This is a genomic window from Bacteroides sp. AF25-5LB (assembly GCF_003602965.1).
In the GTDB taxonomy this organism is placed as follows: domain Bacteria; phylum Bacteroidota; class Bacteroidia; order Bacteroidales; family Bacteroidaceae; genus Bacteroides; species Bacteroides uniformis.
The window spans coordinates 40,347-61,335 of record NZ_QTMC01000013.1 but is presented as its reverse complement, the minus strand read 5'-3'; the positions used below and the strand labels follow the sequence as shown (position 1 = coordinate 61,335).

Here is a 20,989-nt window from a genome sequence, read left to right as displayed (position 1 = left end):
ATGATAGTTATTTCTGTCCATAATAAGCGTTAGGACCGTGCTTGCGGCTGAAATGTTTTTCTATCAGCAGCGGATTCATGGTCAGATTGGGGTTCACGGCATAGGCTATACTTGCCATTTTTGCCACCTGTTCCATCACTACGGCATTATGTACCGCCTCGTGTGCGTCTTTTCCCCACGAGAAAGGACCGTGGTTCTTTACCAATACTCCGGGAGTATGTACCGGGTTCAGCCCCTCAAAGCGTTTTACGATAACATTTCCCGTTTCCAGTTCATATGCTCCTTCCACTTCCTCCTTCGTCATGTCTGCTGTGCAGGGTATGGCGTCGTGGAAGTAATCGGCATGTGTAGTCCCGATATTCGGTATGTCACATCCGGCTTGTGCCCAGGCTGTGGCGTAAGTAGAGTGCGTGTGCACCACACCGCCGATTTCGGGGAATGATTTATAGAGAACCAGGTGGGTCGGCGTGTCTGAAGAGGGCTTTAACCGTCCTTCCACGACCTTGCCGTCAAGATTCACTACCACCATATCCTCTGCCTTCATTTCATCGTAACTCACCCCACTGGGCTTGATAACTACCAGACCGGATTCGCGGTCAATGCCCGATACATTGCCCCATGTGAAGATAACCAATCCGTGCTTCACCAGTTCAAGGTTAGCATGGAATACTTTGTCTTTCAGTGCTTCCAGCATATTATTTAAATTACTAATTACAAGTTGTTGAATATTAGGTTTTCAGAGCTTAAATTTCGGAGCTTTGCGGTATGCCTTCTCATTAAACTGATATAAAGCAGCTCCACGTTTGGACCCCGTTTTGTCTATTTTGTCAGTTTTTTCTATATAGTCCATTTCTGCTATGCGTTTTCGGAAGTTTCGTTTGTCAATGCTCTCGCCGTATATAGCTTCGTATAAGCTTTGCAGTTGTGACAGCGTGAACAGTTTAGGTAGTAGATTAAAGCCGATTGGTTCGGTGGACGCTTTTTGTTGCATCAACTTCCGAGCTTTCTCCACCATTTGCGGATGATCAAAGATTAGCGCTGGCAGTTCATTGATATTTACCCAGAAAGCATTGTGTTGCTGTACGGATTCTTTGTCGTATTCGTTGATGTTGATGAGCGCATAGTAAGCAATGGAGACTACGCGTTCTCCTGGGTCACGATCTATGGCTCCGAAAGCTTGGACTTGTTCCATATATACATCTTCCAGTCCGGTTAGTTCATTCAGGACTCGTTTGGCTGCATCATCCACGCTTTCGTCTTCCTGCACGAATCCACCCATCAGCGACCATTCGCCCATTGCCGGTTCAAAGTTACGCTTCAGCAACAGCAGGTTCAATTCTCCTTCATTGAAACCGAAAATAATGCAGTCGATACTTACATAAAGTTTCGGATTTGAACTATAGTAATTACTCATATCTTAATTTTTGTTTAAGGGGTATGCTGCATGGATATATATCATGGCAACATACCGATTTACCAGAAATACCAATAAAAAGCAGCAGTAATACCCAGGATGATAAGGGTATGAATGATATCCCATTTATTCCAACTCGCACGTGTAGCTGCTTTTTGTTCGGGAGTTGAAGTTCCGAATACCAGCCCTTGAATCTTTTCAGCGCTTGGGGCAGCTGTAAACATGCTGACTGCGATAACCACTACGATGCAGAACAAGAACATCCATCCGCAGAAAAACAGCCAGTTCATATCATAGAACAGATACTTGAAGGTACTGCTTGACACATCTCCTACATTGCTGTAATATACTTTTGCCCCCAGACGGGTTAAACCGATAATCATTCCGGCAATCAGTCCCCACATACCGCCTTGTGCAGAGGTGCGTTTCCAGCAGATCCCCAAGAGGAAGGCTGCGGCAATGCCTGGTGCTAATACAGATTGTACATCTTGTAAGTAGGTGTAAAGGACATCGCCTACACTGCGCATAATGGGAATCCAGAGTATACCCAATATCACAATCGCAACAGTTGCCATCTGTCCAATTCCTACCAGTTTTTTCTCAGAAGTGTTCGGCTTGAAACGTTTGTAGAAGTCAATGGTGAAAAGCATAGCAGATGAGTTGAACAAAGATGCGAGAGAACTCATCAATGCTGCAAGAATACCGCAAACAACCAAACCTTTGACTCCTGCAGGAAGTAATTTTGCTACTAGAGTTGGGAAAGCAGCATCTGCATTGGCATTTCCGTTTGCCAGCATAGGTAGAAAACCTTCTCCCCCGGTTCCGAGATATTTTTGGTGTAATGCGAAAGCAATCATGCCTGGGATAAGGAATAAGAATACGGGCAATAATTTCAGGTAAGCTCCGAAGATGGTACCGCGCCGTGCTTCCTTTTCATTCTTTCCGGAAAGTACGCGTTGCACGATGAACTGGTCTGTACACCAATACCAGAATCCGATAATGGCTGAACCAATCAGTGCACCCAACCAAGGGAAGTTAGGGTCGTTATTACTGCGTATAAGTTCTGTCATTGTGTTGCCATAATCGTTCACTGTGGCTGCACCGCAGATTCTCATCATCTCATCCCAGCCTCCCAATTCTTTGAAGCCGAGTACCAGGATTATCAGTGAACCTAACAGCAAGATGGGGGTCTGCAGGATGGAGGTATAAAGTACCGACTTCATTCCTCCGAAGATTGTGTAGAGCGCAGTCAGTATAACCAGACCGATGGCGGCAATCCAAAAGAAGTCGATCCCCCAAAGTTCTTTTATACCGAATACTTGTTGGAATACCAATCCTCCTGCATAAACCGTCACGGCAACTTTTGTCAGTACATAGCTGATTAAAGATATTACAGACAATATTGTACGTGATTGTGGATTATAGCGGCGTTCTAGGAATTCAGGCATCGTGAATACCATGCTTCGCGAATAGAACGGTACGAATACCCAGCCTAAGATAAGGATCATCCAACCTTGTATTTCCCAATGTGCCATCGCCATACCGCTGGAAGCACCGGCACCGGCTAGTCCGATTAAATGTTCGGAACCGATGTTGGATGCAAAGATAGATGCACCGATAGCAAGCCATGTGGCATCACGACCGCCTAAAAAATAGTCTGCTGAGTCATTCTGTTTCTGTTTGACAACCCAGACAATAATTCCAATTAAAGCCAGGAAAAAGATTCCAATGACTAGCCAATCTAATGTTTCCACGATAATAAATGATTTATAAGGTTACTGTTATTTTTCTACGGAAAATTTGAAGACACATTCACTGTTGTAAATTTGTCCGGGTTCCAGTACGACAGAAGGCCATTGGGCTTTGTTGGGGCTATCCGGATAATGTTGTGTCTCGAGGCATACGGAAGCGCGTTGGTTGTAAGTAATGCCTTTTTTACCTTTTACGGTGCCGTCCAGGAAATTCCCGGTATATACTTGTATGCCTGGCTCATTGGTATAAACTTCCAGAGTGATGCCGCTTATAGGCGATGTCAGTTTAGCTGCCACTTGGGATAGGTCACCTTTAGTATTCAGTACCCAATTATGGTCATATCCGTTTCCGTTCTTTATTTGTTCAAAGTCCGTCCGGTTGATGTCTTGTGCTACACTCTTGGGAGTGGTAAAGTCCATTGGTGTTTCTTTGACGGAGATGATGTCACCCGTTGTCATGAAAGTACTGTCTACCGGAGTATAGTTGTCTGCATTGATGTATAAGATGTGGTCTGTTGCTGCCTTTGAAGGATCACCAGATAAATTGAAGTAAGAATGGTTAGTCATATTGATGACCGTCTTTTGGTCTGTTGTTGCACTGTATTTTATATCAATGGCATTGTCATCCGTTAACTTGAAAAGTACTTTTGCCGTAACGTTGCCCGGGAAATTCTCGTCTCCATCCGGTGAAATGCGGGTAAGCTCCAGAGTTGTGCTGTCAATGGGATTGGCATTGTATACTTGGTACTGCCATCCTTTGGGACCACCGTGCAGGCAATGTCCGAAATTGTTCTGTGCTAACTGTATGGTATCTCCGTCAAGAACGATTTTCCCTTGATTAATCCGGTTGGCGTAGCGGCCGATAGAAGCACCAAAGTCACTTGGAATGTTGATGTAATCGGCAATGCTGTCAAAGCCCAATACTACATCTTGCATAGCTCCGTTTTTGTCGGGCACCATAATGGATACAATACGTCCTCCAAAGTTTGTGATGCATACTTCCATGCCCGCTTTATTCTTCAGCGTATAAAGATGTGTTTGGGCGTCATTGACCGTTGTTTGGAATTTTACTGGATCAAGACCGGACAGCGTAAGCGTTGTTTCTGTCTTTTGATTGCACGCAGCTAGCATCATTGCGGCAATTCCTGCAAGTAGAACATGTCTTTTCATGGTTTTGTATTTAATGTAAATGAGATGATTATCTTCTTTTGGTGTAAAAATAACACTTTTCTTTAGTGTAGGCTGTACACTTTTATATGTTATGCAACATAAGTGTCAAAAACATATCTGTGTCAACTGGCTGTATAGATAGGCACGTCCGGAATAAACTTCTCGGATGATCTTGTTTTTTTAGAGTGGAAAACGGTGGAATAGGGGGGAAGAAAAAGGCGCTTCCCATTGCTGGGAAACGCCTTTTATTTGAATACTGATGTCTGTTATTCTAATCTGCGGGCACCGTCGCTGATGACTACATCATATACTTTCGGGCTTCTGCCGAACTTCTTCTTGAATTCATCTTTTGCTTTTTCGATGAATGTGCTGTACAATTCATCCTTTACCAGATTGATTGTACATCCACCGAATCCACCGCCCATGACACGTGAACCGGTAACTCCACAATCGAATGCAAGGTCATTCAGAAAATCGAGTTCTTCGCAGCTTACTTCGTACAACTTACTCATGCCCTGATGTGTTTCATACATCTTTTGGCCTACAGTTTCATAGTCGCCTTTTTCCAGGGCATCGCAAACGTCAAGTACGCGTTGAATCTCTTCGATGACATATTCTGCACGCATATAGTCTTCTGCGCTGATGTCGGCTTTGGCTTCTTCCAGCATGCCCATGGTAACGTCGCGCAGGAACTCTACGTGTGGATGCTTCTTCTGGACAGCAGCAACAGCGGCTTCGCAGCTTTGACGGCGTTTGTTGTATGCTGAAGATGCAAGTTCGTGTTTCACTACAGAATCTACAAGAACCAGACGATAGCCTTGCGGGTCGAATGGGAAATACTGATATTCCAGTGAACGGCAATCCAGGCGGATGAGGCTTCCTTTCTTTCCGAATACGGAAGCAAATTGGTCCATAATACCACAGTTTACGCCACAATAGTTGTGTTCTGTAGATTGTCCCACTTTTGCCAATTCAAATTTGTCTATTTTGTTGTCACCGAACAAGTCGTTCAAAGCATAGGCATAGGTACTTTCCAAAGCTGCTGAAGAGGACATTCCTGCACCTAGGGGCACATCGCCTGCAAAAGCAGTATTGAAGCCTTTTACATCTACACCGCGTTTCATCATTTCCCGGCACACGCCAAAGATATATCTTGCCCAGCTTGCGCGGGGTGCATCTTCTTCATTCAAACCAAATTCCACATAATCTTTCAGGTCGATGGAATAAGCTTTTACTGTGTTTGTGCCGTTGGGTTTTATTTCTGCAATCATTCCTTTGTCGATTGCTCCGGGGAATACAAAACCACCGTTATAGTCTGTATGCTCACCGATAAGGTTGATGCGACCCGGAGAAGCATAAACAGCTCCCGTTGTTCCGTCAAAGTGCTTGATGAAACGGCTTCTTACGTATTCTATATCCATGATATTTATATTTTATAAGGTGAATAAATAAATTACCTATATTTTCTTGTTAATCAACCTTGATGTCCTTATTAACATTTTTGCAGCCTACCAAACCGTAGAACAACAGATAGCCAAGGGCTGCGATGATAACCCAGTAACTCGGCATGAAACCTGCAATGTCGGCCACCAAACCTTGGATAACGGGCAAGATACCGCCGCCGCATACCAATACCATGAACAGACCGGAAGCGGCTGCCAGATATTTACCCAATCCTTCTACGGCCAGATTAAAGATGCCACCCCACATGATGGAAGTACACAGACCTACCAGTACCAGATACATTGCATTGATAGGTACTTCTGCAAATCCGAAAGAGAGACCTCCCGTAGCGCTTTGTTGGAGTACTGGCAGATTGACAAGCGAACCGGTAGATGAGAAGATGGCAAGGAATACCAAAAGTAAACCTAATGCGGAAGTAAAGGTAAGCATTGCCTTACTGGAGATTTTTGCACCCAATGAAGCACCGGCCAGACGTCCAATCAGCATGAGGAACCAATATGTACCTACAACAAAACCGGAAATAGTGGAAGAAATGCCGGCTCCTCCCTTTTCAATAGGGTCGGTTAAGAACAAATTCAAGGTGCCCGGTACACCAACTTCAACACCTACATATACAAAGATTGCTATAGCTCCCAAAATGAAGTGGCGGAATTTTAAAGCGCCTGACATCAACTTACCGATAGGTTCTGTTGAAGTTGCAGCATTGGGTTCCGGTATGGGCACAATCAGAAGAACGAAGAACGCGATGGCAAATACAGCCATTGCCGTGTACATTACAGGGAATATCTGAGAGATGGTAGCTTTTTCAATGGAACCGGCAATCAGGATACCTACGAACATCGGAGTAATGGTGGCCATTACGGAGTTGAAAGAGCCGCCCACTTGGATAAGCTGGTTTCCTTTGTTACCTTCACCGCCGAGCTTGTTCAGCATCGGGTTGACCACTGTATTAAGCAAACACATGGAGAAACCGGCGATGAAAGCGCCAATCAAATATACGGCAAAAGCCATATCAGGGCTTGAATGACCGGATAAATATTGGATACCTACACCGATAAAGCCTACAGCTACTGCTATCAATGCCGTTTTTTTATACCCTACCCGTTGTAGTAAGATGCCGCTTGGTATTCCCATCACTGCATATGCAATAAAGTTACCAAAGTTACCCAACATTCCTAAAGCGTTGGATACTGAAAACTGATTTTTCAGTACGATTCCCATAGGGGCAGCAAGGTTGGTAACAAATGAAATCATACCAAAAAGGAAGATCATCGTGATAATTGCGATGAGTTTACCATTCTGTTTTTGTTGTGTCATGGTTTTGTAAAATTAATAAGTTTATAAATTGGATTAGTTATTTCATTCTTGTACGCCAAACTTGTAGATTGTCACTTGCTGGTACTCATCACCCGGTAGCAATACTGCCGACGGAAAATGGGGCTTGTTGGGTGTATCGGGAAAACACTGGGCCTCAAAGCAGACTGCACTTCTTGCAGGGAAAGTGGCTCCATGGGCACCTTCAAAGCCTCCGAGCCAGTTTCCAGTGTAGAGCTGGACGCCATTTTCAGTGGTATATACTTCCATGGTTCGTCCGCTGTTGGGCTCCATGCAGGTGGCTGCAAGGCTCAACTCTCCACTTTCAGTCTTGTTCAGTACATAGCAATGGTCATATCCTGCGCCATTCACAATTTGTGTATGCTTCTCATCAATTCGTTCACCAAGAGTATGGGGAGTACGGAAATCCATTGGAGTACCTTCTACTTTCAATATCTCTCCGGTAGGAATGGATACTTCATCGATGGGTACATAAAAATCTGCGTTGATGGTAACGATATTGTTTAATACTGTAGGAGAGGGATTGGCTATACCGGCAAGATTGAAGAAACCGTGATTGGTCAGATTGACGATGGTGGCTTTATCGGTAGTAGCCCGGTATTCGATGACCAGAGCATTGGTCTCATCCTCCAGGCGATAAGTCATTTCTACTTCGAGATTTCCGGGGAAGCCCTCTTCGCCGTCAGCGGATGTGTAGTTGAAGATGACTGTTGATTGCTCTGGCTGGACAGCATCCCATACACGGGTATGGAAGCCAGTCGGACCACCGTGCAATGAATTGGGACCGTTGTTGATTGCCAATTGGTGCTCTTCGCCGTATAAAGTAAACTTTCCTTTGGCTATCCGGTTGCCGTAGCGTCCGATGGTAGTGTTTAGAAAAGGTTCCGGACTGTTGATTACATGTTCAATACTGTCGTGTCCTAATACAACATTGGCATATTTGCCATTTTTGTCGGGTACCATGATGGAAAGTATTGCACAACCGTAATTAGTAACTGCAACTTCCATTCCCTGGGCATTCTTCAGGATAAACAAATCTGTCTTTTTGTTATTTATATCCTTTTGAAAGTCTTTTGGGCTTAAACCGGACAAATTACTTTCTGTTGGAGTAGTGTTTATCATATCCATGGTATTAATTAAATTTCTTGCAAATAAAAAGAAATTCTTTTGTTCCCCCAAGCAATTGGAAGGAAATGTGGAGAACATTTTAGGAAAGTTTAGCGTTTAACAAATGGAATACAAATTGATATTTTTTGTATGTTTGCTCCCGAAATCTAAAAAATCACATCATTAACAGAAAGTTCTAATAAAAACAACGAATGTATCCTCTAAAATTTGAGCCTATTCTGAAGCAGACGCTTTGGGGAGGCGACAAGATTATTCCATTCAAACATTTGAATGATACCCTTGCTAATGTAGGCGAGAGTTGGGAAGTGTCGGCAGTAGAAGGTAGTGAGTCTATAGTGGCCAATGGTGCTGACAAAGGATTAACGCTGCCGGATATGGTCAGAAAGTATAAGGAAGACCTGGTAGGAGAAGCTAACTATGCACGTTTCGGAAATAAGTTTCCTTTGTTGATAAAGTTTATTGATGCCAAGTTGGACTTGTCGATTCAGGTACACCCGGGTGACGAGTTGGCTAAGAAACGTCATAACAGTTTTGGTAAAAATGAAATGTGGTATGTTATTGCTGCTGACCAGGGTGCCAAGCTGATTTCCGGTTTTGCAGAGCAGATTACTCCGAAAGAATATAAGGAACGAGTGTATAATGGTACGTTTGCGGATGTTCTGCAGACTTGTGCCATCAAACCGGGCGATGTGTTTTATGTGCCTGCAGGTCGTGTACATGGAATCGGTGCGGGAGCTTTTGTAGCAGAAATACAGCAAACGTCGGATATCACTTACCGTATTTTTGATTACAATCGTAAGGATAAGGACGGTAAATCAAGAGAACTGCATACAAGCCAGGCTATTGATGCCATTAATTTTGCAGATGTGCAGGACGATTTTCGTACGGAATACGATCAGGTGCAGAATGAACCGGTAGAAATGGTGGCAAGCCCGTATTTCACGACTTCAATCTATGACATGACGGAAGAAATCACTTGTGACTATTCTGAACTGGATTCTTTTGTTATCTTTATTTGTGTGGAGGGCTCTTGCCGTATTATTGATAATGAGAAGAATGAAGTTTCCGTACAGGCGGGCGAAACAATCCTGCTGCCGGCTGCAACCCAAGAAGTGACGATTGTGCCTGAAGGAGCAGTGAAGTTGCTTGAGACGTACGTATAAAAGTGCTCAGACTATATCGGATAAAAAAAGAGGGGATGACCATAACAGTCATCCCCTCTTTTTTTATCCGATATTCTATCTCTTTCTTCCAAATATTTTTCTGAATTTCTTCATTACCTTTACCCCCAATACTATACCGTCAAAAACAGCCATACCGGTGTTGAATGCTCTCATCATGGCATTTGCCTTGTTGGTAGCTGGTTCCAGTGGAGCAAAAATTTCTTGTGTAAGCCCAGTCATGATTTCTTTCTGGAGTCGTATTTCTTGTAGCAGCATGGCTTTTTTCTGGGCGATGCTTTCTAAAGTGACGGGAGTGGTATTGGTCGTATTATCCATGAATATTTCGAATTAATTGTCTAAGAATAATTCTGCGATAAGTTTTACTGTCGGGTCAATAATGAGTTTTTTGCGGAATAGGACAAGCAGAACGATGAGTAGGATATGGAAGCACGTGATAAGTGCAAAACTCATCATTAGCCCACCTACCAGCGGAGCTAAGATATAGACCAGCGTAAACGACAGATGAAACAGAACCACTACGCCGAGTATAACGACCAATAGCACCAATAAAAGCGTAGAAAGCAGTTTGGACAGTTTTTCGGTGACTTCCAGTTTGGTGTATTCTTTTTGCAGCTCCAGGTATTTCTTGAATTCAATGAAGAGCTGCTGCATATTTTCTATACTTTTGTCGTCTGCAAACATAGTGGTTCTGCTTTTTACCTTATTCCGTTACCTCGCCTTTGATTTCCGCAGCAATTTCATCTACCAAGTCTTCCATTTCGCTTCGGTTCAGACGAATCCCTTTCTTACGGAGAATTTCTGCGATTTTGTTACGGGTGTCTTCTCCTTTTTCAGGAGCAAATAAGATACCGAGGGCTGCACCTACTGCGGCGCCACCCAGGAAAGCTGCTAAAACATTTAATCCTTTCATAATGATATTCCTTTCTTTTTTGAGGTTCGTACGACAAAACTAACAATTTTTTTTGAAACTTTGTTCGGAATATCAGTTTTTTTATGATTGTCCTTATCTTCCAACTCCTTTTTGGGTGTTGTTTTGCGAGGTTTGCTTTTTTCTTCTCCAAAAGTCTCCATTCGTACGGCTCCCGCGATAGATTTTGTTTTCCTTGGTTTTAGCTTTAATTTCTTCAGTCTTGATTTCTTGGGCTTTTAAGCCATCGGCGGTGACAAAAGGGTGTTCTTTTATTACTGGGATGCTTTTCCCTATCAATTTTTGGATATCTTTCAGGTAAGGCAGTTCTTCCGATTCGCAAAAAGAGAGAGCAATACCGTCGTGGCCGGCACGTCCGGTTCGTCCGATACGGTGTACGTATGTTTCCGGAATGTTGGGCAACTCGTAGTTGATGACGTGTGATAGTTGGTCCACGTCGATGCCTCGTGCTGCAATATCGGTTGCTATCAGTACGCGCAGTTCATGGTTCTTAAAGCCGGTCAGTGCTCGCTGTCGGGCATTCTGCGATTTGTTTCCATGTATGGCTTCGGCTCTTATTCCGGACTTGCTGAGGATACGTGCAAGTTTGTCTGCTCCATATTTAGTTCTGGTGAAGATAAGTACGGACTCGATAGCCGGATTCTTCAGCAGATGAATGAGTAAGTCTTTTTTCTCTTTTTTCTCAACGAAATAGACTGATTGGGAGATTGTGTCAACCGTAGACGATGCAGGGGTGACTTCCACTTTCTCGGGGTGCGTCAGCATGGAGTTTGCCAAGGTCTCTATTTCCGGAGGCATTGTGGCCGAAAAGAAGAGAGTCTGCCGTTTTGCGGGCAATAACTTTAATATGCGCCGGATATCATGTATGAATCCCATGTCCAGCATCCGGTCTGCTTCGTCCAATACGAAGAACTCGAGCGCTTTTAGGTTAATGAAACCTTGGTTGACCAGGTCTTGCAGTCGTCCGGGAGTTGCAACCAGTATTTGTACTCCACGTTTCAGTTCATCTGTCTGTGGCTTTTGTCCTACACCGCCGAAGATGACGGCATGTCTCAATCCGGTATACTTACCATATGCACTGAAGCATTCTCCTATCTGTATGGCCAGCTCGCGGGTCGGCGTCAGAATGAGTGCTTTGATACTTTTGCGGTTATCCGTTTTATATAACTTTTGCAAGATAGGGATGGAAAATGCGGCGGTTTTGCCTGTTCCGGTTTGAGCACATCCTAATAAGTCTTTTCCTTGAAGTAATATAGGGATCGATTTTTCCTGGATTGGGGTAGGGGTGGAATACCCCTCTTCTTGAAGAGCCTTCAATATAGGTTCTATCAAATTCAAATTTTCAAATGTCATGTAATCAATTAAGTGAGCCTCATGCTCTGTTTATATTTGGCAAATATACGTCAAGTCTTCCGGGAAATCTCTTTTTATGGAGTGGTTTAATTATATTTAACTAAGGATGCTGAGGTATAATCGCATGTTATGGTGTACTTTTGTTCCATATTTAGATAGTGGCATGGAAAAATGATGAAATTGCATTTAAAATACCTTTGGATTGTATTGGTGACTTGTACCTTGACTGCTTGTATGAATGGTGGGGGTGACTTGGCGGGTAAGTGGCAGTTGCGTCAGTACCAATATGCCGACGGTACATCAGAGAAAGTGGACAGTGTATTTTATAATTTTCAAAAAGGAAGTTTTTCTGCCATATGTTTGTTGAAAGATGGGGGGGCGACTACGTTTTTTGGAAATTATTCTTTGAAAGGTGCTGAAATTTCCATTATTTTGTTGCCTGAAAGTGTTAACGATAAAAACTATGATACTTATTTCGGGTGGCCGGAAGGAAAACGTATCTTTAAAGTAGAAGATTTATCCTACTCTTCATTGCGTTTGGAATATGAGGGTACGAAATCTGTATTTCGGAAATTTTGAGATAAAGATAAGAATAGACGATTTTACTAATAAAAACAATAGAAAAGATGAAAAAATTAGCCGTATTGGGAATGGGAGTATGTATAGCTCTGGCATTCTCTTCTTGTAAATCAAGTGAAAGTGCTTATAAGAAAGCATATGAAAAGGCAAAACAGCAGGAATTGGCGGAGCCGCAGACAACTGCCCCTGTTGAAGAGGTGGCTCCAGTAGTTACCGCTCCGGTAGAAGTAAAGGTAGTGGAAAGTGCACCTGCCGACATGCGTCAGGAAAAGGTGACTGTGGTATCAGGTGGTACCAGCTTGAAAACCTTTAGTGTAGTTTGCGGAGCTTATAGCGTGAAAGCTAATGCGGAAGGTGTGAAGCAGACATTGGTGAATGAAGGTTATACTGCAATGGTGGTTTACAATGCAGAAAGAAATCTGTATCGTGTAGTTATCGGTACATTCGATGACAGAGCATCCGCCGAGAATCTGCGTGACTCTTTCAAAGCTAAACATCCTTCGAATGATGACTTCCAGAAGGCATGGTTGCTGTACAGCATCAATTAATAGAATTCTTTTTGGTAATTCATAACAGAAAGGAATGTATGTTTCCTTTCAAGATGAGGCAGTAACTGCGAAGTTACTGCCTTTTTCATGATATGCCGAAAGAATGTGAAGGCTGGCGCTGTCATGTGTTTGGTTTGGCAAAACAAAGTGTTTCCTTTAACGGAACAGTTTGTTTCATTAAAGAGAACACTTTGTTTCTCTTAACAAAACATCTCGTCCTATTGCATAAAAACAAAATGTTGTTATATACTGAAACAACTTGTTTTCCTATGCTGAAACAAAGTGTTCAGTGCTGTGAACTAATGAACTAACTGAGGAAAGGCTCTGATAAACTCATGTTGTCACAGTTTCTTTATTTCCTTCTCCTTCGTGAATACTTCACTCTATTTTTCTGCTCCGGATTGATTTTCCTGATTGTGAAAAGTGCTTATAATATTCTCTCTTTCGTTTAAAAGAAGTTATAAAACAAGAGGTGGAAACTTTTGGACCTAAAAAAGTTTTTAATTTTGTGCTTTATCTTTGAGAAGAATATAGTATGGAACGACGATATATACTGAATGCGATTGATGCCGCTTTGCAGGCTGGCGAGAAAATTCTTTCCATTTACGATGATCCGGCATCGGATTTTCAGGTAGAAAAAAAAGCGGATAATTCTCCTCTTACTATTGCCGACCGTAAAGCTCATGAAACTATCTGCCGTTTTTTGGCTGATACACCTTTCCCTCTGCTAAGCGAGGAAGGTAAACATTTGCCTTTTTCAGAGCGTAGAAATTGGGAAACCTTATGGATTGTAGACCCTTTGGACGGTACGAAGGAGTTCATCAAGAGGAACGGTGAGTTTACGGTGAATATAGCTTTGGTGCATCACTCGGTACCGGTAATGGGAGTTATTTATGTGCCGGTAAAAAAGGAGCTCTATTTTGGAGTGCATGATTCGGGTGCTTATAAGCTATCCGGTATTACTGCGCGTAATGGAATGTCCTGGGATGAATTGATTGCGAAAGCTGTCCGGCTGCCGGAAACAGGTATGCACGAACGATTTGTCATTGTGGCTTCCCGTTCGCATCTGACGCCCGAGACAGAAGATTATATCGAGAAGATGAAATGCAGCCATGCGGAAGTTGAGCTTATATCAAGTGGAAGTTCCATCAAGATTTGTCTGGTAGCTGAAGGTAAGGCTGATGTATATCCTCGTTTTGCCCCTACGATGGAATGGGATACGGCGGCTGGGCATGCTATTGCACGTGCTGCCGGAATGGAAATTTATCAGGTGGGGAAGGAAGAACCTTTGCAATATAATAAGGAGGATTTGCTGAATCCGTGGTTTATCGTAGAGCCCAAGCATACTGAAATAAAATAACGACTGTATGACATTTGAGATATTGTTTGTACTATTGGCATTGTTGGGTATGGTGATTGCCTTGGTTCTGGATAAAATGCGTCCGGGCATGGTGCTCTTTTCTGTCGTAGTATTGTTCTTGTGTGCAGGCATCCTTACTCCTAAGGAGATGTTGGAAGGGTTCAGTAATAAGGGGATGATGACTGTTGCCATGCTGTTTCTTGTCAGTGAAGGCATCAGGCAGTCGGGTGCTTTGGGGCAAATAATCAAGAAGCTGCTTCCGCAGGGTAAGACTACAGTCTTTAAAGCGCAGTTCCGCATGTTGCCCACCATTGCCTTCATTTCAGCTTTTCTAAACAATACTCCGGTGGTTGTTATCTTTGCTCCCATTATCAAGCGTTGGGCTGAATCGGTAAAATTGCCTGCTACCAAGTTTCTTATACCTCTTTCATACGTTACAATACTTGGTGGTATCTGTACATTAATAGGCACATCAACCAATCTGGTGGTGCATGGCATGATATTGGAAGCCGGATATGAAGGTTTCACTATGTTCGAGTTGGGCAAAGTAGGAATTTTCGTCGCGATTGCGGGTATCCTTTATCTGTTCGCTTTCTCCTCAAGGCTTTTGCCGGATGTTCGTACGGATGCGGTAAAGCTGGATGAGGAGCCGGAGGAGCATGGAGATTTGCATCGGGTGGAGGCTGTACTCGGCGCCCGTTTTCCCGGTATCAACAAGAAACTTGGTGATTTTAACTTCAAGCGGCATTATGGGGCCGAAGTGAAGGAGATTAAGCGTAGCGGTCAGAGCATTGCCGGAAATCTGGAAAATGAATATCTCCGCGAAGGAGACACGCTGGTGGTGATGGCTGATGACTCTTTTATAAAGACCTGGGGGGAATCTTCGGTGTTCGTGTTGCTGGCCAATGGCAAGGATACGGAGCCGGTGCCCGGAAAGGGAAAGCGCTGGTTTGCCTTGGCTTTGCTGATATTGATGATAGTGGGGGCAACGGTCGGTGAACTTCCGGCTGTCAAGGAAGCTTTCCCGGAAATCAAGCTGGATATGTTTTTCTTCGTTTCCATTACTACTATCATTATGGCCTGGACAAAGATATTCCCGGCCCGCAAGTATACCAAATATATATCTTGGGATATTCTGATAACGATTGCTTGTGCTTTTGCTATCAGCAAGGCGATGGTGAATTCCGGAGTGGCAGACGCTGTGGCGCATTTCATTATAGGGATGAGCCATCATTATGGCCCCCACGTGTTACTGGCTGCTATGTTTATCATAACGAACCTGTTTACGGAACTGATTACGAATAATGCGGCTGCGGCACTCGCTTTTCCATTGGCACTTTCCATCTCTTCACAGATGGGAGTCAGCCCGATGCCTTTCTTCGTTGTAATTTGTATGGCGGCTTCCGCCAGTTTCTCTACTCCTATAGGGTATCAGACTAATTTGATTGTACAAGGTATCGGTAACTATAAGTTCACGGATTTTGTACGCATCGGGTTACCTTTGAATATCATTACTTTCCTGATATCCATTTTCTTGATTCCTTTAATTTGGCCATTTTAAAAAAGAAGAAATAATAACATATGGAAGAAAACAACCACATATATCCGATATTCGACAGAATGCTGATGCGGAAGGACAAAGAAGACTTGTTGAAGCAGCACGGCGTGATGATTTGGTTTACCGGCTTGAGCGGCTCCGGCAAAAGTACGATAGCCATTGCCTTGGAGCGCGAACTTCATAAAAGGGGATTGCTTTGCCGTATCCTGGATGGTGACAACATCCGCAGTGGCATCAACAGTAACCTCGGCTTTACGGAGGCCGACCGTGTGGAGAATATCCGGCGTATAGCCGAAGTTTCCAAACTCTTTCTTGATACGGGGGTTATAACAATCGCGGCTTTTATCAGTCCTAATAACGATATTCGTGAAATGGCAGCTGATATTATCGGACAAGACGATTTTCTGGAAGTTTATGTCAGCACCCCGCTTGAAGAGTGTGAGCGCCGTGACGTGAAGGGGCTTTATGCCAAGGCACGTAAGGGAGAAATTAAAAATTTTACGGGCATTTCCGCTCCTTTTGAGGAACCGGCTCATCCGGCTCTGACGTTGGACACCTCTGTTCTCAGCCTGGAAGAATCGGTCAATAAATTGTTGGAACTCATTTTACCAAGAATTCAGAAGAAATAAGATATAATGAAAGAAGAATATAAATTGAGCCATTTGAAGGAACTCGAAGCAGAGTCCATTCATATTATCCGTGAAGTGGCAGCGGAGTTTGAGAATCCGGTGATGCTGTATAGTATCGGCAAGGATTCTTCGGTTATGGTGCGCTTGGCCGAAAAGGCGTTTGCTCCCGGCAAAGTGCCGTTCCCGTTGATGCACATCGATTCCAAGTGGAAGTTTAAGGAGATGATACAGTTCCGTGACGAGTATGCCAAGAAGTATGGTTGGAACCTGATAGTGGAAAGCAATATGGAAGCTTTCAATGCAGGTGTCGGACCTTTTACGCATGGCAGCAAGGTGCATACGGACCTGATGAAAACGCAGGCTTTGCTCCACGCATTGGATAAGTATAAGTTTGATGCGGCATTCGGTGGCGCTCGCCGCGACGAGGAGAAGTCACGCGCCAAAGAGCGTATTTTCTCCTTCCGTGACAAGTTCCATCAATGGGACCCCAAAAACCAGCGTCCCGAATTGTGGGATATTTATAATGCCCGGGTACATAAAGGAGAGAGTATCCGAGTATTTCCGTTAAGTAATTGGACGGAGCTGGACATCTGGCAATATATACGTTTGGAAAATATTCCTATTGTGCCGTTGTATTTTGCCAAGGAACGTCCTTGTGTGGAGATTGACGGAAATCTGATAATGGCGGATGACGACCGCTTGCCTGAACAGTACCGCGACCAGATAAAGATGCGTATGGTGCGTTTCCGTACGCTGGGTTGCTGGCCGTTGACCGGTGCTGTGGAAAGCGATGCCGATACCATCGAGAAGATTGTCGAGGAAATGATGACCACCACCAAGAGTGAACGGACGACCCGTGTCATTGACTTCGACCAAGACGCAAGCATGGAGCAGAAGAAGCGCGAGGGATACTTCTAAAGGAATTAAAAATTAAGAATTAAAAATTAAATCATTAAGGATGAACGATTCTACACTTGATATAAAGGCTTTTCTTGATAAGGATGAGCAGAAAGACTTATTGCGCTTACTGACTGCCGGTTCTGTGGATGACGGAAAATCCACATTGATAGGCCGTCTGTTGTTCGACAGCAAGAAACTATATGAGGATCAGCTGGACGCACTGGAACGCGACAGCAAGCGCATGGGAAATGCCGGCGACCACATTGACTACGCCCTTTTGCTGGACGGCTTGAAGGCAGAGCGCGAACAAGGCATCACCATCGACGTGGCATACCGCTACTTCTCGACCAACAACCGTAAGTTTATCATTGCCGACACTCCGGGACACGAGCAGTACACACGTAACATGATTACCGGAGGCTCTACGGCTAACCTGGCAATTATTCTGGTGGATGCACGTATGGGTGTCATTACGCAGACGCGCCGGCATACTTTCCTGGTGTCGTTGCTTGGCATCAAGCATGTGGTGCTTGCTGTCAATAAGATGGACCTGGTGGATTTCTCCGAAGAACGTTTTAATGAGATAGTCGATGAATATCGGAAGTTTATAGCTCCATTGGGTATTCCTGACGTAAACTGCATTCCGCTGTCAGCTTTGGACGGGGACAATGTAGTGGAGAAATCGGAACGTACTCCTTGGTATGAGGGTATTTCACTTCTTGACTTCCTGGAGACGGTACATATTGACAACGATCATAATTTGAAGGATTTTCGTTTCCCGGTTCAATACGTCTTGCGCCCCAATCTTGATTTCCGTGGTTTTTGCGGCAAGGTGGCTTCGGGTATTGTTCGTAAGGGAGATGAAGTGATGGCATTGCCTTCCGGTAAGAAGTCGCATATCAAGAGTATAGTTACATACGACGGTGAATTGGATTACGCCTTTCCGCCCCAGTCCGTCACCTTGACTTTGGAGGACGAAATAGATGTGTCGAGAGGGGAAATGCTGGTACATCCGGATAACCTGCCCGTCATGGACCGCAATTTTGAAACGATGCTGGTTTGGATGGATGAAGAGCCGATGGATATCAACAAATCATTCTTCATCAAACAGACCACCAATATAAGCCGCACCCGCATCGACAGCATCAAGTATAAAGTGGATGTCAATACGATGGAGCATCTTTCCATTGACAACGGAAAGTTGAGCAAGGAAACATTGCCGATGCAGCTCAATCAGATTGCGCGCGTGGTGCTGACCACTGCCAAAGAGCTTTTCTTTGACCCTTATCGGCAGAATAAGGCTACCGGTTCGTTCATCCTGATAGACCCGATAACCAACAATACCAGTGCTGTAGGTATGATTATCGATAGGGTGGAGGATAAGGAGATGCACTTGTCCGAAGACCTGCCTATACTGAATTTGTCTAAGCTGGGTATAGCTCCCGAACATTACGAAGCCATAGAAAAGGCTGTGAAGGAGTTGGAGCGCCAAGGCATTGCAGTGGTTGTGGAAAAAGAATAAACAGCTTTTTGATAGAGTGGGAGAGAAACTGTAATATATTAATATATAGACTATAATGGGACTATTAGAATTCAACAAGCTTCCTATAAACACATTGGTAGGCGCAGATTGGAAAACATTCAAGGATATAACGGGCGGTCGTGACATCGGTGCTGCCTACAAAGGCAAGTATCGGCTGACAAAAGCTGTCTGCCGCCTGCTGTCCACTTTGGCTCCTCTGCAGGACAGACGTTATGAAAAGCTCCTGGCAGATAAGCCCCTGGAGCATGATCCGGTATTCATTTTGGGACATTGGCGTAGCGGGACTACGTTTGTGCATAATGTTTTCTCCTGCGACAAGCATTTCGGCTACAACACGACATACCAGACTGTATTTCCGCATCTCATGATGTGGGGGCAGCCTTTCTTTAAGAAGAACATGAGCTGGCTGATGCCGGACAAACGCCCCACGGACAATATGGAGCTTGCCGTCGACCTTCCGCAAGAAGAGGAGTTTGCTTTGGCAAATATGATGCCCTACACCTATTATAATTTCTGGTTCCTGCCCGAATATCAGCAAGAGTATGCCGATAAATATCTGCTGTTTGATGATATTACAGAGAAAGAACTGAAAGTGTTTGAGGAGACTTTCGTCAAATTGATAAAAATCTCTCTTTGGAATACGAAGGGAACTCAGTTTCTTAGTAAGAATCCGCCTCATACGGGACGTGTGAAAGAGCTTGTCAAGATGTTCCCCAATGCTAAGTTTATCTATCTGATGCGTAATCCTTATACTGTTTTCGAAAGTACACGTAGTTTCTTTACTAATACCATTCAGCCGTTGAAGTTGCAGGATATCAGTAATGAGGAGCTTGAAAAGAATATTTTGTCCATTTATGCCAAACTGTATCATAAGTACGAAGCGGACAAGACATGTATTCCTGAAGGAAACTTGATAGAGGTGAAGTTTGAAGACTTCGAAGCGGATGCAATGGGAATGACTGAACATATCTACAAGGCTTTGTCCATTCCGGGCTTTGCAGAGGCACGTGCCGATATTGAAAAGTATGTAGGCGGAAAGAAAGGATATAAGAAGAATAAATACAAGTATGATGAGCGTACAGTGCAGTTGGTTCAGGATAACTGGAATTTTGCGCTGGAACAGTGGAAGTACGATTTATAATGATTGTCAATTATTAATGAGAGAAATGATTCAAAAGAAAGTTCGTATATTGGGAATGCTGTCTGCCATGCTCTGTTGCGGAGCAGTTTCTGCACAGCAGCACGAGGTAGAGATGATTCCTTTCGGAAATATGGATCAATGGATTGACCGCCAAATCAAGGAATCCGGTATTATTGGCGGTACCACGAAGAATGTATATGCTATCGGGCCTACTGCTACTGTCACCGAGACCAAGGCATACAAGAATATGGGAGGTTCGCCGTGGGCGACATCCAATGTGATGGCCCGGGTAGCCGGTATCACGAAAACCAATACTTCTGTTTTCCCGGAAAAGCGAGGGGATGGTTTCTGTGCCCGTATGGACACCCGTATGGAGAGTGTGAAGGTTTTTGGAATAGTGGATATCACGGTGCTGGCTGCCGGCTCCATGTTTCTGGGTGAGGTGCACGAACCTATCAAGGGGACCAAGAATCCGCAGAAAATGCTGAATTCCGGCATACCGTTTACAAAGAAACCTATCGCCATACAGTTTGATTATAAAGTAAAGATGTCCGACCGCGAGAAGCGTATCCGTGCAACGGGCTTTAGCCGTATCACAGATGTTGAGGGAAAGGACTTCCCGGAAGTGAATCTGTTTCTGCAAAAGCGTTGGGAAGATGAGAAGGGGAATATCTATGCCAAGCGTGTAGGAACGATGGTCGTACGATATTATACTACTACCGATTGGCATAATAATGCCACTTATTCCATCATGTACGGTGATATCACCGGCGACCCTGCATACAAGGCCCACATGATGCGTCTTCAGGTTGAAGAACGCTATGCAGTTAACAGTAAAGGAGAGAGTGTGCCTATTAAGGAGGTTGCCTGGGGGACGAAGGACGATGTGCCCACTCATTTGCTGTTGCAATTCACCTCTAGTCATGGTGGTGCTTATATAGGTTCTCCTGGCAATTCGCTATGGATTGACAATGTAAAATTGGTCTATTAGAATAAAAGCAGTT

General features: G+C 44.1%; 21 protein-coding genes. 10 read left to right on the top strand and 11 right to left on the bottom strand.

Translation table 11 applies throughout. The features are described from left to right. Window positions 1–7 precede the first annotated feature (7 nt). From DWY57_RS14525 to DWY57_RS14495, 7 genes are all read right to left on the bottom strand, one after another. Complete coding sequence (locus DWY57_RS14525) at window positions 8–694, bottom strand: L-ribulose-5-phosphate 4-epimerase (RefSeq protein ID WP_119961966.1); 687 nt, start codon at window positions 692–694, stop codon at window positions 8–10. A 42-nt stretch (window positions 695–736) separates the two neighbouring features. Further along, the gene (locus DWY57_RS14520; RefSeq protein ID WP_117600921.1) at window positions 737–1,414 is read right to left on the bottom strand and encodes an NUDIX domain-containing protein; all 678 of its coding nucleotides are present in this window, start codon (window positions 1,412–1,414) and stop codon (window positions 737–739) included. Between the two features lie 59 nt (window positions 1,415–1,473). Further along, window positions 1,474–3,168, bottom strand: coding sequence for a sodium:solute symporter (locus DWY57_RS14515; RefSeq protein ID WP_119961965.1), 1,695 nt, complete (start codon window positions 3,166–3,168; stop codon window positions 1,474–1,476). A 27-nt stretch (window positions 3,169–3,195) separates the two neighbouring features. Then, complete coding sequence (locus tag DWY57_RS14510) at window positions 3,196–4,335, bottom strand: aldose epimerase family protein (RefSeq protein ID WP_119961964.1); 1,140 nt, start codon at window positions 4,333–4,335, stop codon at window positions 3,196–3,198. A gap of 266 nt (window positions 4,336–4,601) precedes the next feature. Continuing rightward, window positions 4,602–5,756: a galactokinase gene (galK, locus tag DWY57_RS14505; protein ID WP_117600918.1), complete on the bottom strand. Its 1,155-nt coding sequence runs from the start codon at window positions 5,754–5,756 to the stop codon at window positions 4,602–4,604. Window positions 5,757–5,805: 49 nt separating this feature from the next. Then, window positions 5,806–7,116: a sugar MFS transporter gene (locus DWY57_RS14500; protein ID WP_005826573.1), complete on the bottom strand. Its 1,311-nt coding sequence runs from the start codon at window positions 7,114–7,116 to the stop codon at window positions 5,806–5,808. A gap of 42 nt (window positions 7,117–7,158) precedes the next feature. Continuing rightward, on the bottom strand, window positions 7,159–8,256 hold the full coding sequence (locus DWY57_RS14495) for an aldose epimerase family protein (RefSeq protein WP_117600978.1): 1,098 nt from the start codon (window positions 8,254–8,256) through the stop codon (window positions 7,159–7,161). 197 nt (window positions 8,257–8,453) lie between these two features. On the opposite strand from DWY57_RS14495, the gene DWY57_RS14490 reads away from it, so the two are divergent. Next, window positions 8,454–9,425: a type I phosphomannose isomerase catalytic subunit gene (locus DWY57_RS14490; protein ID WP_117600917.1), complete on the top strand. Its 972-nt coding sequence runs from the start codon at window positions 8,454–8,456 to the stop codon at window positions 9,423–9,425. Between the two features lie 75 nt (window positions 9,426–9,500). On the opposite strand, the gene DWY57_RS14485 is transcribed toward DWY57_RS14490, so the two are convergent. The 4 genes from DWY57_RS14485 to DWY57_RS14470 all read right to left on the bottom strand — a co-directional run bounded on the left by DWY57_RS14485 (window position 9,501) and on the right by DWY57_RS14470 (window position 11,727). Beyond that, the gene (locus DWY57_RS14485; protein ID WP_005826570.1) at window positions 9,501–9,761 is read right to left on the bottom strand and encodes a hypothetical protein; all 261 of its coding nucleotides are present in this window, start codon (window positions 9,759–9,761) and stop codon (window positions 9,501–9,503) included. Window positions 9,762–9,773: 12 nt separating this feature from the next. Next, a complete protein-coding gene (locus DWY57_RS14480) occupies window positions 9,774–10,127 on the bottom strand; it encodes a phage holin family protein (protein ID WP_005826569.1) in 354 nt (117 codons plus the stop codon). A 19-nt stretch (window positions 10,128–10,146) separates the two neighbouring features. Further along, complete coding sequence (locus DWY57_RS14475) at window positions 10,147–10,356, bottom strand: YtxH domain-containing protein (protein WP_005826568.1); 210 nt, start codon at window positions 10,354–10,356, stop codon at window positions 10,147–10,149. A 93-nt stretch (window positions 10,357–10,449) separates the two neighbouring features. Next, window positions 10,450–11,727: a DEAD/DEAH box helicase gene (locus DWY57_RS14470; protein WP_117600916.1), complete on the bottom strand. Its 1,278-nt coding sequence runs from the start codon at window positions 11,725–11,727 to the stop codon at window positions 10,450–10,452. 174 nt (window positions 11,728–11,901) lie between these two features. Between DWY57_RS14470 and DWY57_RS14465 the strand changes: the two genes are divergently transcribed. The 9 genes from DWY57_RS14465 to DWY57_RS14425 all read left to right on the top strand — a co-directional run bounded on the left by DWY57_RS14465 (window position 11,902) and on the right by DWY57_RS14425 (window position 20,976). Then, a complete protein-coding gene (locus tag DWY57_RS14465; RefSeq protein ID WP_171030443.1) occupies window positions 11,902–12,306 on the top strand; it encodes a lipocalin-like domain-containing protein in 405 nt (134 codons plus the stop codon). 47 nt (window positions 12,307–12,353) lie between these two features. Next, window positions 12,354–12,854, top strand: a complete 501-nt coding sequence (locus DWY57_RS14460) for an SPOR domain-containing protein (protein ID WP_117600914.1) — start codon at window positions 12,354–12,356, stop codon at window positions 12,852–12,854. Between the two features lie 535 nt (window positions 12,855–13,389). Further along, a complete protein-coding gene (gene cysQ, locus DWY57_RS14455) occupies window positions 13,390–14,214 on the top strand; it encodes a 3'(2'),5'-bisphosphate nucleotidase CysQ (protein WP_117600913.1) in 825 nt (274 codons plus the stop codon). A gap of 7 nt (window positions 14,215–14,221) precedes the next feature. Next, window positions 14,222–15,775, top strand: a complete 1,554-nt coding sequence (locus DWY57_RS14450; protein ID WP_117600912.1) for an SLC13 family permease — start codon at window positions 14,222–14,224, stop codon at window positions 15,773–15,775. Window positions 15,776–15,795: 20 nt separating this feature from the next. Continuing rightward, window positions 15,796–16,401, top strand: a complete 606-nt coding sequence (gene cysC, locus DWY57_RS14445) for an adenylyl-sulfate kinase (protein ID WP_117600911.1) — start codon at window positions 15,796–15,798, stop codon at window positions 16,399–16,401. Window positions 16,402–16,407: 6 nt separating this feature from the next. After that, window positions 16,408–17,319, top strand: a complete 912-nt coding sequence (gene cysD / locus DWY57_RS14440; protein ID WP_005826557.1) for a sulfate adenylyltransferase subunit CysD — start codon at window positions 16,408–16,410, stop codon at window positions 17,317–17,319. A gap of 40 nt (window positions 17,320–17,359) precedes the next feature. Further along, the gene (cysN, locus tag DWY57_RS14435) at window positions 17,360–18,823 is read left to right on the top strand and encodes a sulfate adenylyltransferase subunit CysN (protein WP_117600910.1); all 1,464 of its coding nucleotides are present in this window, start codon (window positions 17,360–17,362) and stop codon (window positions 18,821–18,823) included. Window positions 18,824–18,878: 55 nt separating this feature from the next. Then, window positions 18,879–19,985 (top strand): sulfotransferase, encoded by a 1,107-nt coding sequence (locus tag DWY57_RS14430; protein ID WP_057256401.1) that lies wholly within the window; start codon window positions 18,879–18,881, stop codon window positions 19,983–19,985. 25 nt (window positions 19,986–20,010) lie between these two features. Further along, the gene (locus DWY57_RS14425) at window positions 20,011–20,976 is read left to right on the top strand and encodes a PCMD domain-containing protein (protein ID WP_117600909.1); all 966 of its coding nucleotides are present in this window, start codon (window positions 20,011–20,013) and stop codon (window positions 20,974–20,976) included. Window positions 20,977–20,989: the final 13 nt, after the last annotated feature.